This is a genomic window from Vulgatibacter incomptus, from assembly GCF_001263175.1.
GTDB lineage: Bacteria > Myxococcota > Myxococcia > Myxococcales > Vulgatibacteraceae > Vulgatibacter > Vulgatibacter incomptus.
Genome location: NZ_CP012332.1, coordinates 68,509 through 87,804 on the forward strand (window position 1 = coordinate 68,509; position 19,296 = coordinate 87,804).

Below are 19,296 nucleotides of genomic sequence, written 5' to 3' on the forward strand. Positions count from 1 at the left end.
ATCGTGGACGCTGGCGAGCTTGCTGGCGTTTTCGGTCGCTGCCTGTGGCGGTGACGTTGGATCCGAAGAAGGCAAGGGCGGTAGCGGCGGCGGGGGAACCGGCGGCGTTTCCGAGGGCGGCACCGGCGGCACGGCCGGCGAAGGCACTGGCGGCACGGGTGGCAAGCCCGCCGAAGGCACCGGCGGCACTGGCGGTAATGCCGGCGAGGGCACCGGCGGCACGGGTGGCAATGCCGGCGAGGGCACCGGCGGCACCGGCGGCGACGCGGGCGAGGGCGGCACCGGCGGCACCGGCGGCGGCGATCCGACGCAGTGCGCCGAGGACGCGGATTGTGCCGGGCTCGCGGTAGAACAGTGCGTTGTCGCGGTCTGCAACGACGGCAGGTACGAAGGTCCGATCGACTCCTGCGTCCTGGTCCAGGCAGAGGTCGGCGCGGCCTGTGACGACGGCCTCTTCTGCACCGTTGGCGACGCCTGCAACTTGGTCGGCGAGTGCGTCGGCAAGACTCCCAACGATTGCGGTCTCGAGGCCACCGACTGCAGCGACGTCTCCTGCGACGAGCTGACCGCGACCTGCTCCATGGTCCCCGTTGCCGACGGCACGAGCTGCGAGGGCGGCGACGTTTGTGAGATCGCGGCCTGCCAGGCCGGCGAATGCGTGGTCGCGCCGAAGGACTGCTCCGCGATGGGCTCGTCCTGCTCGGCCGGCACCTGCGATCCCGTCGATGGCTCGTGTGTCGCCGAGCCTTTCGACATGGGTACCTCCTGTACGCTCGCCGGGATCGGTCAGTGCGAGGTCGCTGCCTGTGACGGCGTCGGCGCCTGTGTGGCCGAGCCTCTCGGCGCGGGCACCTCCTGTACGCTGGCTGGGCTCGGGCAGTGCGAAGTGGCGGCCTGCAATGGCGCCGGCTCGTGCGCCGCGGAGAACCGTCCCGCCGGGACCGCGTGCTCGATCGCGGGCCTCGGGCAGTGCCAGACCGCCTCCTGCGATTCGGCGGGCGCGTGCGCGCCGCAGAACCTGGCAGACGGGACCGCTTGCAACGACGGCAACAGGTGCACCGTGGCGGACGCCTGTGTCTCCGGCTCCTGCTCGGGAACCTACGACGGGCCGGCTTGCCTGGCGGCTGCGACCTATCTCACCGAGGGTTTCGAGAACTGCGTCGCCTCCGGCTGGACCTTCGCGGGCGAATGGCAGTGCGGTACGCCGACCTCGGGGCCGAACGCGGCCCGCACTGGCACGGGTGCCTTCGCGACGAAGCTCGCGGGCGAGTACGGCAACAATGCGACCTTTGCGACCTCCACCGCCACCTCGGCGCCCATCGACCTCGGCAACGCGTCGAGCCCCGTCCTGTCGTTCTGGGCCTGGGTCAACTCCGAAGGCTCTTCGACGCTCTACGACGGATTCAACCTCAAGGTCCGCCGCTCGGGTGAGACCAACTTCACGCTGGCTACCGCCGTGACGCCCGCCTACAGGGCCTCGATCGGTACGCCCTCCGAGCTGGCCTGGGGCGGTCTGTTCGCATCGCTCGGATGGCAGCTGTACACCGTGGACCTGAGCCAGTACGCGGGGGATACGATCGAGCTTCGTTTCGGCTTCCGCAGCGACGGCAGCACCACCTACGAGGGGATCTACATCGACGACATCTCGATCGCGGAGGTCGATGCGCTTCCGCTCTCCTTGATCGACCGGGCTCTCCCCCTCGCCTACGTGGGTCACAGCTTCAGCACGCAGCCCAGCCGGCGTGGCGGCGGCCCCAACGTCTCCTGGACCATCGTCGATGGCGTGAACCACGGCTGGCTGAGCATCGATCCCGCCACCGGCATGCTGTCGGGAACGCCGACGTCGGCCGACTCGGGTCCCGTCTCCATCACGGTCCGCGTCACGTCCTCGGAGCTCCTGGCCAACTTCGCGGAGAGGACCTATTCCACCCGGGTGGACGATCTCGGCTCGAACCTCCTCTACTTCAACGATCTCGAAGGGGACTGCTCGAACTGGACGCTCGGTGGGGACTGGCAGTGCGGAACGCCCTCGATTGTCGGGCCCTCCGCCGCATTCTCCGGTTCAAACCTTCTGGCGACCCGCCTGAACGCGAACTACAACAACGATCAGACGTTCGCGACGACCAAGGCGACTTCGCCGGCCATCGACCTCACCCAGGCGAGCCATCCAAGGCTGAGGTTCTGGGCGTGGATGAAGACCGAGTCGTGCTGCGACGGATTCAACGTCAAGGCGAGCACCGACGGCACCACCCTCGTGCCGCTGACGAACACCAATCCTGAGTTCACCGCGACGATCGACAGCCAGGATGCGTGGTCGGGAGACAGCTCGGGCTGGAGGATGTACGAGGCGGATCTCGGAGCCTTCGCTGGCGAGACCGTCTTCCTGACCTTCGCCTTCCGGAGCGACACCAGCATCGTCGACGCGGGCATCTACATCGACGACATCGCGATCTACGAGTCCGCAATCAATCCTCTCTCGATCGTCGCAACCGGTTTGGCCGACGCTCGCCTCGGTTCCTCCTACCTGGCTCGGCTCGCCAGGCGCGGTGGCTCGAATGGCGCGGTGTGGAGCATCGTCAGCGGCACGAACCATGGCTGGCTCTCGATCGATCCCGTCACCGGCGCCCTTTCCGGCACGCCGGCTGCCTCCAACTCGGGACCGGTCCAGATCAGGGTCCGGCTCGAGGAGACGTTGGTTCCCTCGAACTTCGCAGTGGCCGATTTCGACTTCGCGGTCGTCGAGCCCCGTCCCTTCGGTATCCTCTTCGCCGACGACTTCTCGAACTGCTCCGCAGGATGGACTCTCAACTCGGATTGGCAGTGCGGCACTCCGAGCGCCGTTGGGCCGGCCACCTGCCATTCGGAGCCCGGCTGCCTCGCCACCAACCTCACGGGCAACTACCGCGACAACCTCCGCTGGTCGTCGACCGTCGCGGACTCGCCCACGATCGATCTCACTGGCGCGTCCGATCCGAAGCTCTATTTCTGGGCCTGGATGCGGACCCAGTCGGCGACGACGGACGCCTTCAACGTGAAGGTGAGCACGAACGGCGGGTCCACCTGGAGCCTGATCACGGGCGTGAGCCGAGCCTACGACGGAACCGCCGGGGGCGAGCAGGGTTGGGGCGGCGATCGCACCACGCAGGGCTGGGAGCGCTACTCGGCGGACCTCAGCGCCTTCGTCGGCCAGACCATCCAGCTCCGGTTCGCGTTCCGCAGCGATAGCAGCACCAACCACGCAGGCGTCTACATCGACGACGTCCTCGTGTCGGAGAGGTTCGCCGATCCTCTGAGCATCGTCACGGCCAGCGCCTTGCCCGACGCCTTCGTCGGCCGCGCCTGGTCGATGAGGCTCGCCAGGACGAACGGCTCTTCCCTGGCGACATGGTCGATCGTCGCCGGGCCCTCCTGGCTGCAGATCGACGCCGCCACCGGAGAGCTCCACGGCACGCCCGGCCCTGGCGACGACGGAGCGGCGAACGTGACGGTGCGGATCGAGGAGCCGCTGAACCCCGCCAACTTCGCGACCAAGGACTTCACCTTCCAGGTCTTGGACCTGGCGCCGGGTGGCCTGTTCCAGGAAGGTTTCGAGTCATGCAGCGCCGGCTGGACCCTCGGCGGTGACTGGCAGTGCGGAACGCCGACGAACGTCGGACCCGCCACCTGCCATGGCGGCAGCTCCTGCCTCGCCACGGTGCTGGACGGAAACCACCGCACCAGCCAGACCTATGCGACCAACACGGCGGACTCGCCGTGGATCGATCTGAGCGGCACGGCGAACCCCAGGCTCGTGTTCTGGGCGTGGGTGTACACCCAGAGCAACACCACCGTCGGTTTCAACCTGAAGGTCAGCACCGATGGGACCGCGTTCACGCAGCTCACGTCGGTCGCACCCGCGTACACCGGTACGGTGAACAGCGAGCAGGCCTGGGGCGGCGACTTGTCCGCCTTCGGGTGGCGCCGCTACGAGGCCGACCTCTCGGCCTACGCCGATCAGCGCGTCAAGCTTCGATTCGCCTTCCGGAGCGACACGTCGACCGCGAGGCCCGGCGTCTACATCGACGACCTCAAGGTCATGGAGGCCGTCTACGATCCGCTCACGATCGTCACTTCGAGCTTGATGAACGCGTTCGGAGGCCGGTCCTACGAGTTCCCGCTCACGAAGGCCTACGGCTACGGTCCGGTCGAGTGGAGCATCGTCGGCGGCTCGAATCACCTCTGGCTGACCGTCGATCCCGCGACCGGGGTCCTCACGGGCACTCCCGCGGTCGAGGACGTCGGTCCGGTGACCGTCACCGTCCGGGTGCAGTCCACCACGGTCCCGACCAACTTCGCCGAGAAGACGTTCGCGTTCGATGTGCTCCAGCTCCTCCCGGGCCAGGTGTACATGGCCGATTTCACTGGCTGCCCTGCCGGATGGACGCTGGGCGGCGAGTGGGAGTGCGGCACGCCTGCCAACGTCGGCCCGGCGACCTGCCACTCGGGTAGCTCCTGCCTGGCGACTCGAATCTCGGCGAACTACAACAACAACGCCTCCTTCGCGACGTCGACCGCCACGTCGCCGCTCATCGACCTCGGCGACCTGTCTGCGCCCGTCCTCGCCTTCTGGGCGTGGGTGGACACGGAGGGCGCGACCACCCTCTACGACGGTTTCAACGTCAAGATTCGCCGCACCGGTGAGACCGCTTTCGCCATCGCTACCTCGGTGACGCCGGCTTACCGCGCGACGATCGACAGCCAGTCGGCCTGGGGCGGCTACAACGCGAGCCTCGGCTGGCAGCGCTACTCCGTCGATCTGAGCGCGTACGAGGGAGAATCGATCCAGGTGCAGTTCGGCTTCCGCTCGGATGGCAGCACCAACGCTGCCGGCGTCTACATCGACGACCTGCTCGTCACGACCGCCGCCGCGGAGCCCCTCGCCATCCAGAACGCCAATCTCCCCACCGGCGGGGTGGGCTTCCCCTACCAGGCGACGTTCACCAAGACCGGTGGCACCTCCGGCTCGGTATGGAGCATGGTCCCGGGCCAGAACGCGTCCTGGCTGAGCTTCGACCCCGCCACGCGGCAGATCTCCGGGACCCCGTCGGCGTCCGACGTGGGCATCGTGAGCTTCACCCTCCGCGTGGACGAGCCGAGCCTCCCGTCGAACTTCGCAGAGAGGACCTTCCAGTTCGAGGTCATCGAGCTGCCCGCTGGTGCCAGCTATGTCGAGACCTTCGATGTCGGTCCCGGCGGATGGACGCTGACGGGCGACTGGGAGCAGGGCACCCCGAGCAACGTGGGACCCGCCGCATGCCATTCGGGCACCGGCTGCCTCGCGACGAAGCTCAACGGGAACTACACGAAGGGCTCTTCGTCGATCACCTCCACCGCGGATTCGCCGGTCATCGCGGTTCCGCCCGGTCCCGCGTCCACGCTCACCTTCTGGGCCTGGGTGAGCACGTACAATGCCAACTACGACGGCTTCAACGTGCAGATTCGCAGGTCTTCGGGGTCGAGCTTCACGGTCGCAGCCGCCGCCGCCGTGGATCCGCCGTACTCCGGAACCGCGAACAGCCAGTCGTCGTGGGGCGGCGAGCTCGACCAGCTCGGATGGCGTCGGTACTCGGTCGACCTCTCGACCTACACTGCCGACTCGATCGTGGTCCGGTTCCAGCTCTACGCCTCCAGCTCTTTCGCCACGATCGTCGATCCGGGCATCTACATCGACGACGTCCAGGTCCAGTACGCGCACACCGTCTCGCCGTCGATCACCGAGGTGACCGCGTCGAACGCCTGGGTGAACGTGCCCTACACGCAGCGCGTCCCCAAGACCGGCGGCGCGGCTGCCGTCAACTGGAGCATCGTGGGCGGATGGAACCAGGGCTGGCTCGACATCGATCCGGCTACCGGCACCCTCTCCGGCATGCCGGGCTTCGGCGACATCGGGCCCGTGAGCGTCGTGGTTCGGGCGGAGGATCCGAACGAGCCCGACCTCGCAGACGAGCTCGACGTGCAGTTCGAGGTCAGCGGAGCGGAGGTCTACTACAGCGAGGACTTCGAGGGCGCCTGCCCCAACGGCTGGACTCTCGCTGGTGACTGGCAGTGCGGCACGCCGACGAACGTCGGGCCTCCTTCGGCCCACGGCGGCACCCAGTGCCTGGCCACCAACCTCTCGGGCAACTACGACAACAGCCGTACCTACGCCGGCTCGAACGCGTCCTCGCCAACCATCGACCTCTCCACCGCGGTGAGGCCGATCGCCTGGTTCCGGATGTGGACTTGGACCGAGGGAGGCACCTACGACGGGGCCAACCTCCAGATCAGCACGAACGGCGGCACGAGCTACCAGGCCATGTCCGCGGTCTCGCCCGGCTACAAGTTCACGATCAGCAGCCAGGCGGCCTGGGGCGGAAACCAGTCCGGGGCCGGCTGGAACCTCGTCCGCGCCGACCTCTCGGCCTTCGCCGGGCAGCAGGTCAAGCTGCGCTTCGCCAACGCGAGCGACGGCTCCGTGAACTACCCGGGCGTCTACGTCGACGACCTCGTCGTCGTAGAGGCCGACTGATCCGTTAGGACAGGGGCGCTGCCGGCCAGCGGCAGCGCCCCGCGACCACATGAACGCCGCTCTCGGAGCTCCCGAGGGCGGCGTTCATTTTTTCGCCCGAAGAAGGGCGACGAGAACCACGTCGCATCCGTTCGAGCTGCGACTGTGCAAGCGGCATTCAACTCGATGACGTTGAATTCATAATGTTTCAATACATAGTATTTTTCCGAGGCCATCTTGCAGTGCGCGGGAATTGCTGGGGAAAATCAAGTCTGTCGCCTTCGGTTGGATTGCCGATCAAACGCTTTGACTTGCAGATGGATGAAAGCCGTCTATCCTCGTCGGCCACTGGGATGTATTCCGGCTTCGAGCCGGCTGGCTGGAGGGCTTCGCCCATGCGCGCGTTGGTGTCGGTCGTTTCGTTGCAATCCATTCGAGTCTGGGCGCTGGCGATCGTGCTGGCGCTCTCGTTCGCCGCCTGTGGCGGTGACGGTCCTTCGAACAACGGCGGAAGCGGCGGCGGGGTGACCGGAGGCACCGGCGGCCCCAGCGGCACCGGTGGCAGCGGCGGCCTCAGTGGCACTGGCGGCGACGGCACCGGCGGAACCGCTGGCGATGGCACCGGCGGCACCGCCGGCGATGGCACGGGCGGCACCGCTGGCGATGGCACGGGCGGCACCGGCGGTAATGCCACGGGCGGCACCGGCGGCGATGCCACGGGCGGCACTGGGGGCGGAGATCCGAGGCTGTGTCACGACGATGCCGACTGCGCCGAGCTCGCGGTCGGCCAGTGCGTCGTGGCGGCATGCAACAACGACGGAAGGTTCGAGGGGCCGCTCGACACCTGCGTCCTCGTCCATGCCGAGGTCGGCACCGCCTGCGACGACGGCCTCTTCTGCACCCTGGGCGACGCGTGCAACGAGGTAGGCGAGTGCGTCGGGAAGCTCCCCAACGATTGCGGCCTCGCGGCCACCGAATGCGGCGACGTCGCCTGTGACGAGCTGAGCGCGAGCTGTTCGCTGATCCCGATCGCCGACGGCACGAGCTGTGAGGCCGGGAGCCTCTGCGAGATCGCGGCCTGCGAGGCGGGCGAGTGCGTCGCCATGCCGAAGGACTGCTCCGGGATGGGCTCGGCTTGTGCGGTGGCCGCCTGTGATCCGGTTGACGGCGCCTGCATCGCCGAACCTCTCGACTCGGGCAGGTCCTGTACGGTAGCCGGGATGGGGCCGTGCGAGGTGGCGGCCTGTGACGGCGCCGGCGCCTGCGTCGCAGCGCCTCTTTCCACGGGCACGTCCTGTACGCTGGCCGGGATCGGACAGTGCGAGGTTGCGGCCTGCAACGCCACCGGCGCCTGCGTCGCCCAGCCACTCACCGCGGGCACGTCCTGTACGCTCGCCGGAATCGGACAGTGCGAGGCGGCGGCCTGCAACGCCACCGGTGCCTGTGTCGCCCAGCCTCTCGCTGCAGGCACGTCCTGTACGCTCGCCGGGCTCGGACAGTGTCAGGCGTCTGCGTGCAACAACGCCGGAGCCTGCGTAGCCGAGCCCCTCGCCGTGGGCACTTCCTGTGCCATCGCCGGGCTCGGGCAGTGTCAGGTGGCTTCGTGCGACAGCGCCGGCGCCTGCGCTGCACAGGCTCGCCCCGCCGGGACCGCTTGCACCATCGCGGGCCTCGGGCAGTGCAAGTCCTCGGCTTGTGATGCGGCCGGATCGTGCGCGGCCTCGAACCTCCCGAACGGAATCGCCTGCAACGACGGCAACCGGTGCACCGTCGGGGATGCCTGCTCCGCCGGTTCCTGCCTGGGTACCTACGACAGTCCCATCTGCCAGGCTACGGCGGTCTACCTCGTCGAGGGCTTCGAGGATTGCGCCGCCTCGGGCTGGACCTTCGCGGGCGAGTGGCAGTGCGGAAGGCCGACGTCCGGCCCGGGCAGGGCCCACTCCGGGACCGGTGCCTTCGCGACAAAGCTCGCGGGAAACTACGCCAACAACGCGACGTTCTCGGGCTCCATCGCCACCTCGCCGTCCATCGACCTCAGCGGCACGGACCGCCCCCTCCTCACCTTCTGGGCGTGGGTCGACACCGAAGGCGACACCACGTCTTCGTTGTTCTGGGACGGGTTCAACGTGAAGGTTCGCCGCTCCGATGAATCCAGCTTCGCCTTGGCCACGGTGGTGACTCCTCCCTACCGTGGGATCATCTCTGGCGGCGGTGAGCAGGCCTGGGGAGGCTACTATTCGAGCCTCGGCTGGCAGCGGTACTCGGTCGATCTGAGCGCATACGCAGGTGACACGGTTCAGGTGCGGTTCGCATTCCGTTCGGACAGCAGCACCACCGCCGCAGGCGTCTACGTCGACGATCTGACGATCTCCGAGCCCTACGCGATCCCTCTCTCGATCGCCGGCGGGTCATTGCCTGCGGTGGTGTACTCGGGCCATTCGACCGTTTCCTTGCCGCTCGGTTGGTTCGGGGATGGGACGACCTCCAGCGTGACGTGGAGCATCGCCGATGGAGTGAACCACGGCTGGCTCGCCATCGATCCGGTGACAGGGCTGTTGACCGGAACGCCGACGTCGGCCGACGTCGGGCCCGTCTCCCTCACGGTCCGCGTTTCCGACAACGATCTCCCGGCCAAGTACGCGGAGCGGACCTTCACGACGACGGTCGAGGACCTCGGCTCGAACGTCCTCTACTACTCCGATTTCGAGTCCGATTGCTCGAGCTGGACGCTCGGCGGCGAGTGGCAGTGCGGGATACCGTCGAACGTCGGGCCGTCCGCGCCTGTATCCGGCGAGAGGCTCCTGGCGACCAAGCTCACCTCGAATTACAGCAACGATCAGTCCTACGCGACGAACGTCGCGACCTCGCGCCCGATCGACCTGACCCAGGCGGTCCATCCGAAGCTGCGGTTCTGGGGGTGGTACAAGACCGAGTCGTGCTGCGATGGCTTCAACGTCAAGGTCAGCACCAACGGGACGACCTACACGCAGCTGACCAGCGTCGAACCGGCCTACACGAACTTCATCGACGGCCAGAACGCTTGGTCGGGCGACTCCTCTGGATGGAAGCAGTTCACGCTGGATCTTCGCGCCTACGCGGGCCAGACCGTTCGGCTGCAATTCTCCTTCCGGAGCGACGGCAGCTCCGTCGACGCCGGCGCCTACATCGACGACCTCATGATCATCGAGGGCGCGTTGGATCCCATTTCCCTCGTCGCCACCGGCTTGCCGGACGCCCACTTCGGTTCTCGCTACGTGTCCGGCTTCGCGAGGCGAGGTGGCTCACGGCAGGCGGTGTGGAGCATCGTCAGCGGTACGAACCACGAGTGGCTGTCCATCGATCCGGTCACCGGAAACATCTCCGGTATGCCGCCAGACCCGAGCTCGGGACCGGTCGAGCTCCGGGTCCGCGTGCAGGAGCCGACGCTCCCTTCGAACTCCGCCGAGGGAGACTTCAGCTTCGCGATCATCGGCGTGCCTCGGGATCCCAACCTCCATTTCGCGGAGGACTTCTCCAACTGTCTCGCCGGGTGGACCTTCAATCCCGACTGGCAGTGTGGAACCCCGACCACGGTGGGGCCGTCTGCCTGTCATTCGGCGCCGGGTTGCATCGGCACGAACCTCTCCGGCAACTACCGTGACAACCTCCCCTGGGGGTCGACCGTCGCCGACTCCCCCGTGATCGATCTCACCGACGCGGACGATCCGATCCTCTCCTTCTGGGCTTGGGTCAGGACAGAGGCGAGCTACGACGCCTTCAACGTGAAGGTCAGCACGAACGGTGGTGCCACCTGGAGCCTGCTGACGGGCGTGAACCGAGCCTACGACGGAACCGTCGCCGGCGAGCTGAGCTGGGGAGGCGATCGCACCGCTCAGGGCTGGGAGCTCTACAAGGTGGACCTGGGCGCGTATGCCGGCCAGACCATCCGGCTCCGGTTTGCGTTCAGGAGCGACGGCAGCGGCAACTACGCGGGCGTCTACATCGACGACCTCGCCATCGGCGAGAAGTCCAACGAGCCCGTGAGCATCGTCACGGCGAATACCCTGCCTGACGCCTTCGTCGACAGAGCGTGGACGACGGCCCTGGTCAAGGGCGGCGGCTCCTCCCAGGCGGCTTGGACCCTGGTCTCCGGACCCGACTGGCTGCAGCTCGACGCCGCCACCGGCCGGCTCAGCGGCATGCCGGGCCCTGGCGACGTGGGGACGATGAACCTGACCGTCCAGGTCGCCGAGCCCCGGAACCCGACCAACTCGGCCACCAAGGACTTCACTTTTGAGGTGTTCGAGATCGAGCCCGGACAGATCTGGACGTCGACCTTCGATCGCTGCTCGGCGAACTGGAGCATGGGTGGGGAATGGCAGTGCGGGACGCCCTCGAGCGTCGGCCCGTCGAGCTGCCGCACCGGTTCCAACTGCCTGGCAACGCGTCTTGCGAGCAACTACAACGACGATGCTTCCTTTACGACCTCAATCGCAACGTCGTCGCTCATCGATCTGAGTGAGGCTTCGAGCCCCATCTTGACCTTCTGGGCGTGGGTCGACACGGAAGGTTCGACGTCGTCGTCGACGTTCTGGGACGGCTTCAACATCAAGATCCGCCGTACGGGAGAAACGACCTTCACCCTGGCCACCGAGGTGGCGCCCCCCTACCGTGGGACGCCCTCGGGAGCCTCCGAGTTGGCCTGGGGTGGCTACTACGCGACCCTTGGTTGGAAGCAGTACTCCGTCGATTTGAGCGGGTACGAGGGAGGTTCGATCCAGGTGCAGTTCGGCTTCCGATCCGATGGCGGCACCACCGCAGCCGGCGTGTACATCGACGATGTCGTGATCACCAACGGCGCATACGTGCCGCTCTCGATCAACGCCGCCAACCTCCCGATGGGCGGATCGGGCTTGCCCTACCAAGCGTCGTTCACCAAGACCGGTGGCACCGCGGCTGCGGTCTGGAGCATGGCCCCGGGCCAGAACGCCTCGTGGCTGATCTTCGACCCGGCCACCCAGCGGATCTCCGGGACCCCGTCGGTCTCCGATGTGGGTACCGTGAGTTTCACGCTGCGCGTGGAGGAGCCGAGCCGCCCGTCGAACTTCGACGAGAAGACGTTCGAGTTCGAGGTGGTCGAGGTCTCCGCCGAACCCAGCTTCGTGGAGAGCTTCGACGATGGAGCGGACGGCTGGACCTTGACGGGCGATTGGGAGCACGGAAGCCCGACCAACGTGGGCCCCGCCGCCTGCCACTCGGGCTCTGGCTGCATCGCGACCAAGATCGATGCCAACTACAACAAGACCTCCTCCCTCACTTTCTCGGCGAACTACGCCGAGTCCCCGCCCGTCCTCGTTCCGCGTGGGCCCCCGTCCACGCTCACGTTCTGGGCTTGGGTCAGCACCCACAGCGGGCGATGGGACAGCTTCCAGGTGCAGGTCCGCAGGGCTTCCGAATCGAGCTTCAGCGTTCCGACCGCCGCCGACGTGGATCCTCCGTACACCGGGTGGGCCATCGCCTCCTCCTTGTCGTGGGGCGGCGAGCTCGACCAGCTCGGATGGCGCCGATACTCGGTCAACCTCGCAGCCTATGCGGGCGAGCCGATCGTGGTCCGCTTCGCGTTCAACGTGGGCACGACCAGCAACCACTCGGATCCCGGCGTCTACATCGACGACGTGCAGATCCAGCACAAGGTTTTCGTCGCGCCCTCGATCACGCCGGTCATCGTCTCCGATGCCTGGGCGAACGTGGCCTACACGCAGCGGCTGGAGAAGACCGGAGGCGCGGCGGGCGCGAGGTGGAGCATCGAGGGCGGCTGGAACCACGCCTGGCTCGCCATCGATCCGATCACCGGCACCCTCACGGGCGTCCCGGGCATCGGGAATATCGGACCCGTGAGCGTCGTGGTGAGGTCGGAGGATCCCAACGATCCCGACCTCGCGGACGAGCTCGACGTGCAGTTCGAAGTGAGCGGCGCGCAGGTCTACTACAGTCAGGATTTCGAGGGTGCCTGCGCCAGCAACGGCTGGACTCTCCTGGGCGACTGGCGGTGCGGCACGCCGACGACCGTCGGCCCTCGCGCTGCGCACGGCGGCACCCAGTGCATCGCCACCAACCTCTCGGGTGACTATTCCAACAACCAGAGCTACGCCGGAAACAGCGCGACGTCGCCGATCATCAACCTCTCCGGCGCGTCTCACCCTGTCGCCTGGTTCCGCATGTGGCTCTTCACGGAGGGAAGCACGTTCGACGGCGCCAACCTCCAGGTCAGCACCAACGGTGGCACGAGCTACCAGGTCGTCACGACGACCTCTCCTTCGCCCAGGTTCACGATCAGCAGCCAGTTGGCGTGGGGCGGCGAACACTCGGGAGCCGGGTGGACCCTGGTTCGAGCCGACCTCACCGCCTTCGCGGGGCAGCAGGTCAAGCTGCGGGTCGGCCTCGCGACGGACGGCTCGGTGGTGTTCCCCGGCGTCTACATCGACGATCTCGTCGTCGTAGAAGCCGACTGATCCGGCAGGACCGGGGCGCTGCCGACGAACGGCAGCGCCCCGCACCGACACGCGCGCCGCCCTCGGATCTCCCGAGGGCGGCGTTCGTGTTTCTCGGGCAAGAAGTCCGAGACAAGAGGAAACCCTGACGCATCCGTTCCGAGTGCGACTGTGCAGGTGGGATGCAATCAATTGGTAGCGTAGTCATAATGTTTCACGACGTAGGGTTTTTCCGATGCGGTCTCTTAACGCCTCGTGATTACTTGGTAAAATTCGGGCTCTCGCTTTCGCGTGGATCGTCGATCAAACGTTTTGACTTGCAGGTGGATGAAACCCGTCTATCCTCGTCGGCCATTGGCATGTATTCCGGCTTCGAGCCGGCTGGCTGGAGGGCTTCGCCCATGCGAGCGTTGGTGTCGGTCGTTTCGTTGCAATCCATTCGACTCTGGGTGCTGGCGATCGCGCTGGCGTTCGCGTTTGCCGCCTGTGGCAGTGAAGGCTCATCGAGCCCCGGCGGAAGCGGCGGCGGGGTGACCGGAGGCAGTGGTGGCCCCAGCGGCACCGGCGGCACCGGCGGCCCCAGCGGCACCGGTGGAACCGGCGGCCCGAGTGGCACTGGCGGCAGCGCTGGCGATGGTACCGGCGGCACCGCAGGCGATGGCACCGGCGGAACCGCCGGCGATGGCACGGGCGGCACCGGCGGTGATGCCACGGGCGGCACCGGCGGCGATGCCACGGGCGGCAGCGGCGGCGGTGGTCCGTTGCTGTGCGACGACGACGCCGACTGCGCCGAGCTCGCGGTCGGGCAGTGCGTCGTGGCGGCCTGCAACAACGACGGAAGGTTCGAGGGGCCGCTCAATACCTGCGTTCTGGTCCGGGCGGAGGTCGGCACCGCCTGCGATGACGGCCTCTTCTGCACCCTGGACGACGTCTGCAACGAGGTCGGCGAGTGCGTCGGAAAGCTCCCCAACGATTGCGGCCTCGCGGCCACCGAATGCGGCGACGTCGCCTGCGACGAGCTGAGCGCGAGTTGCTCGCTGGTCCCCGTCGCCGACGGCACGGGGTGCGAGGCGGGCAGCCTCTGCGAGATCGCGGCCTGCGAGGCGGGCGAATGCGTCGCCATTCCGAAGGACTGCTCCGGGATGGGCTCGGCCTGTGCGGTGGCCGCCTGCGATCCGGTCGACGGCGCCTGCATCGCCGAGCCTCTCGACCTGGGCACGTCCTGTACGCTCGCTGGAGTCGGGCAGTGCGAGGTGGCGGCCTGCAACGCCACCGGCGCCTGCGTCGCCCAGCCTCTCACCGCGGGCACGTCCTGTACGCTCGCCGGAATTGGACAGTGTGAGGCGGCGTCCTGCAACGCCACCGGTGCCTGTGTCGCCCAGCCTCTCGCTGCGGGCACGTCCTGCACCCTCGCCGGGCTCGGGCAGTGCCAGGTGGCTTCGTGCAACAGCGCCGGCGCCTGCGCCGCGGAGCCTCGGCCCGTTGGAACCGCGTGCACGATCGCGGGCCTCGGTCAGTGCCAGAGCGCCTCTTGCAATACGGCCGGCTCGTGCGCGGCCTCGACCGTCCCCAACGGGACCACTTGCAACGACGGTGATCGATGCACGATCGGGGACGCGTGCGTCGCCGGCGCTTGCGCGGGAACCTTCGACGGGCCTGTCTGCCTGGCGGCTTCGACCTACCTCGCCGAGGGATTCGAGGACTGCGCCGCCTCCGGCTGGACCTTCGCTGGCGAGTGGCAGTGTGGAGCGCCGACCTCGGGTCCGGGTAGGGCCCGCACCGGCAGTGGCGCCTTCGCGACGAAGCTCGCCGGGAACTACGCCGACAACGCCTCGTTCGCGACCTCCATCGCCACCTCGCCGGCCATCGACCTCAGCGGTTCGACGAACCCCGTCCTCACCTTCTGGGCGTGGGTCGACACCGAAGGCTCGACCTCGTCTTCGACGTTCTGGGACGGGTTCAACGTGAAGGTGCGCCGCGCGGGAGAATCGACCTTCACACTGGTCACCGCGGTGACGCCTCCCTACCGTGGAACGGCCTCGGGGACCACCGAGCAGGCCTGGGGCGGCTACAACGCGAGCCTCGGGTGGCAGCCCTACACGGTCAATCTGAGCGCGTACGCAGGTGGCTCGATCCAGGTGCAGTTTGCGTTCCGCTCGGACAGCAGCACCAACGCGGCCGGCGTCTACGTCGACGATCTGACGATCACCGAGCCCTTCGCCGTTCCGCTCGCGATCTCTGGCCGGGAATTGCCTTCGGTGGTGTACGCGGGCTATTCGACGGCCCTGCAGCTCGTTCGCACCGGAGGTGGGACCTCCTCCGTTACGTGGAGCATCGCCGGCGGCGTGAACAACGGCTGGCTCTCGATCGATCCGGTCACGGGGCTGCTCTCCGGGACGGCTTCCTCAGCCGACGCCGGTCCCGTGTCCGTCACCGTCCGCGTGACGTCCGATGATTTCCCTGCCAACTTCGCGCAGAGGACCTTCACCACGACGGTGGAGGATCTCGGCTCGAACCTCCTCTACTTCACCGACTTCGAGACGGATTGCTCGACCTGGACCCTCGGGGGAGACTGGCAGTGTGGGAAACCGTCGAACGTCGGGCCCGCCGCGGTGTCCGGCGACAGGCTCCTGGCGACCAGGCTGGACTCGAACTACAACAACAACCAGGCCTTCGGGACGGCCACGGCGACCTCGCCGGCGATCAACTTGACGCAGGCGAGCCATCCGAGGCTTCGGTTCTCGGGATGGTACAAGACGGAGTCGGGCTTCGACGGCTTCAACGTCAAGATCAGCACCGACGGGACCAACTACACGCAGCTGACCAACGTCGAGCCGGCGTACACGTCCACCGTCAACAGCCAGGCTGCGTGGTCGGGAGACTCGCTGGGTTGGAAGGAATTCAAGGCCGATCTCAGCGCCTATGTGGGCCAGAGCATCAGGTTGCGCTTCGACTTCCGGAGCGACGGCAGCAACGTCGATGCCGGCGTCTACATCGACGACATCATAATCACCGAGGCGGCGCTTGATCCCGTTTCGATCGTCGCGAGCGGCTTGCCCGACGCCCACTTCGGCTCCCGCTACGTGGCCGGTTTCACCAGGCGTGGTGGCTCGCGGCTCCCGGCGTGGAGCATCGTCAGCGGCACGAACCACGGGTGGCTCACGATGGATCCGATCACCGGAACCATCACGGGCCTGCCGCCGGACCCGAGCTCGGGACCGGTCCAGCTCCGGGTCCGCGTGCAGGAGCCGCTGCTCCCCTCGAATTTCGCAGAGGCAGACTTCAGCTTCGCGATCGTCGGTCCGCGGGACCCCGGCGTCCACTTCGCCGAGGACTTCTCCAACTGTTCTGCGGGCTGGACCTTCAATTCCGACTGGCAGTGCGGCACCCCGAGCGTCGTCGGTCCGTCCGCTTGCCATTCGGAGCCGGGTTGCATCGGCACAAACCTCACCGGCAACTACCGTGACAACCTCGCCTGGGCGACGACCGTCGCCGACTCCCCGGTGATCGATCTGATCGACGCGGACGACCCTACCCTCTCGTTCTGGGCATGGGTCCATACGCAGTCGACCACGACGGACGCCTTCAACGTGAAAGTCAGCACGAACGGTGGTTCCACCTGGAGCCTGCTGACGGGCGTTAGCCGAGCCTACGACGGAACCGCTGGAGGCGAGCAGGCCTGGGGCGGGGATCGCAGCGCTCAGGGCTGGGAACGCTACAAGGTGGACCTCGGCGCCTACGCCGGCCAGACCATCCGGCTCCGGTTCGCGTTCCGCAGTGACGGCAGCACCAATCGCGCCGGCGTCTATATCGACGACCTCGTCATCGGCGAGAAGTTCAACGACCCAGTGAGCATCACCTCGGCCAGCGTCCTCCCCGACGCCTTCGTCGGAAACCCGTGGTCGACGAGGCTCCTCAAGACGGGCTCCTCTCGGGGGACCTGGACCATCGTCTCCGGGCCGGCATGGCTGCAGATCGACGCCGCCACCGGCCGGCTCATCGGCACGCCCGGCCCAGGCGACCTGGGGACCGCAAACGTGACCGTGCACGTCGCCGAGCCCCTGAACCCGACCAACGGCGCCACCAAGGACTTCACCTTCGAGGTGGTCGAGATCGAAGCCGGACAGGTGTGGGCGTCGAGCTTCGACCGCTGCTCGGCGAACTGGGTCCTGACCGGGGAATGGCAGTGCGGAACCCCGACCAGCGTAGGCCCGTCGAGCTGCCGCACCGGCAGCAACTGCATGGCCACTCGGCTCGCGAGCGACTACGTCAACGACGTTGCCTTCGCGGCCTCGACCGCCACATCTCCGGCGATCGACCTCTCTGCATCGAGTGGCGCGAAGCTCACCTTCTGGACCTGGATCAGCACGGAAGAATGCTGTGATGGCTTCAACCTCAGGGTCAGCACGGATGGCGGCGCGACCTACGCACTCCACAACGCCGTGACGCCTGCCTACAACACGACCATCGACTCGCAGACTGCCTGGACCGGCAACCGCTCCGCCCAGGGCTGGCAGATGTTCTCTGCCGACCTCGCGGCCTTCGACGGCCAGAGGATCCGGTTGCGGTTCAGCTTCCGTTCCGACGGAAGCGGCGTTGGGCCCGGGATCTACATCGACGATCTCGTGATCACCGACGGTCTCTATGTGCCCCTCTCGATCAACACGACTCCCCTCTCGCAGGGCCGCGTGGACGTGCCCTACCAGGCGTCCTTCACCAAGACCGGTGGCACCTCCCAGGCGGTCTGGAGCATGACCCCGGGCCAGAACGCATCGTGGCTGAGCTTCGACTCCGCCACGAAGCGGATCTCCGGAACCCCGTCGGCCTCCGATCTGGGCGTCGTGAGCTTCACCCTGCGTGTGGAGGAGCCGGGCAATCCGTCGAACTTCCGCGAGAGGACGTTCCAGTTCGAGGTGGTGCAGCTCCCCGAAGGGTTCAGCTACGCCGAGGGTTTCGAAGTGGGCTCCGGGGGGTGGACCTTGAGGGGTGATTGGGAGCACGGGACCCCGAGCAACGTGGGCCCGGCCGAGTGTCACTCGGGCTCCCGGTGCCTCGCTACGAAGATCGCCGGCAACTACACGAAGGACTCCAGCCTCACCTTCGCGACGAACTACGCGGAGTCCCCGCCCCTCGTCGTCGCATCTGGGGCTCCGTCCACGCTCGTCTTCTGGGCCTGGGTCAGCACCCACAGCGGGCGATGGGACAGCTTCCAGGTGCAGGTCCGCAGGGCCTCTGAATCGAGCTTCACCGTCCCGGCGGCCGCCAACGTGTCCCCGCCGTATTCCGGGTCCTCTGCCACTACGTCGTCGTGGGGTGGCGAGCTCGACCAGCTCGGCTGGCGCCGGTACGCGGTCAACCTCTCGGCCTATGCAGGCGACACGATCGTGATCCGCATCGCGTACAACATCGGGATTACCTCCGCCCACTCGGATCCGGGCGTCTACGTCGACGACGTGCAGATCCTGGAGACGAGTCGCGTCGCTCCTTCGATCTCCCCGGTGAAGGTCTCCGACGCCTGGGTGAACGTGCCCTACACGCAGCGGCTGGAGAAGACCGGAGGCGCGGCGGGTGCGGGTTGGAGCATCGTTGGCGGCTGGAACCACGCCTGGCTCGCCATCGATCCGGTCACCGGCACCCTCACGGGCCTCCCGGGCTTCGGCGACATCGGACCCGTGAGCGTCGTGGTGCGGGCGCAGGATCCCAACGACCTCGACCTCGCGGACGAGCTCGACGTGCAGTTCGAGGTGAGCGGGGCGCAGGTCTACTACAACCAGGACTTCGAGGGGCCATGCGCCAGCAACGGCTGGACCCTCATGAACGACTGGCGGTGCGGCACGCCGACGACCGTCGGCCCTCGCGCTGCGCACGGCGGCACCCAGTGCCTCGCCACCAACCTCTCGGGCGATTACTCCAACAACCAGACCTACGCCGGCAACAGCGCGACGTCGCCGACCATCAATCTCACCGGCGCGTTGCACCCGGTCGCCTGGTTCCGCATGTGGATCTTCACCGAGGGAACCACGTTCGACGGAGCCAACCTCCAGGTCAGCACCAACGGTGGCACGAGCTACCAGGTCGTCACGACGACCTCTCCCTCGCCCAGGTTCACCGTCAGCAGCCAGTTGTCGTGGGGCGGCGATCAGTCTGGAGCCGGGTGGATCCTCGTCCGAGCCGACCTCACCGCCTTCGCTGGCCAGCAGGTCAAGCTGCGGATCGGCCTCGCGACGGACAGCTCGGTGGTGTTCCCCGGCGTCTACATCGACGACATCGTCGTAGTCGAAGCCGACTGACCTGAAGGAT

The 19,296-nt window shown here is 67.4% G+C and carries 3 protein-coding genes; all 3 read left to right on the forward strand.

Translation table 11 applies throughout. The annotated features are described in order from the left end of the window. Positions 1 to 19: 19 nt before the first annotated feature. Complete coding sequence (locus AKJ08_RS00205; protein ID WP_169788719.1) at positions 20 to 6,547, forward strand: choice-of-anchor J domain-containing protein; 6,528 nt, start codon at positions 20 to 22, stop codon at positions 6,545 to 6,547. 374 nt (positions 6,548 to 6,921) lie between these two features. After that, positions 6,922 to 13,017, forward strand: coding sequence for a choice-of-anchor J domain-containing protein (locus AKJ08_RS00210; protein ID WP_157370366.1), 6,096 nt, complete (start codon positions 6,922 to 6,924; stop codon positions 13,015 to 13,017). Between the two features lie 380 nt (positions 13,018 to 13,397). Continuing rightward, the gene (locus tag AKJ08_RS00215; RefSeq protein WP_157370367.1) at positions 13,398 to 19,286 is read left to right on the forward strand and encodes a choice-of-anchor J domain-containing protein; all 5,889 of its coding nucleotides are present in this window, start codon (positions 13,398 to 13,400) and stop codon (positions 19,284 to 19,286) included. Positions 19,287 to 19,296: the final 10 nt, after the last annotated feature.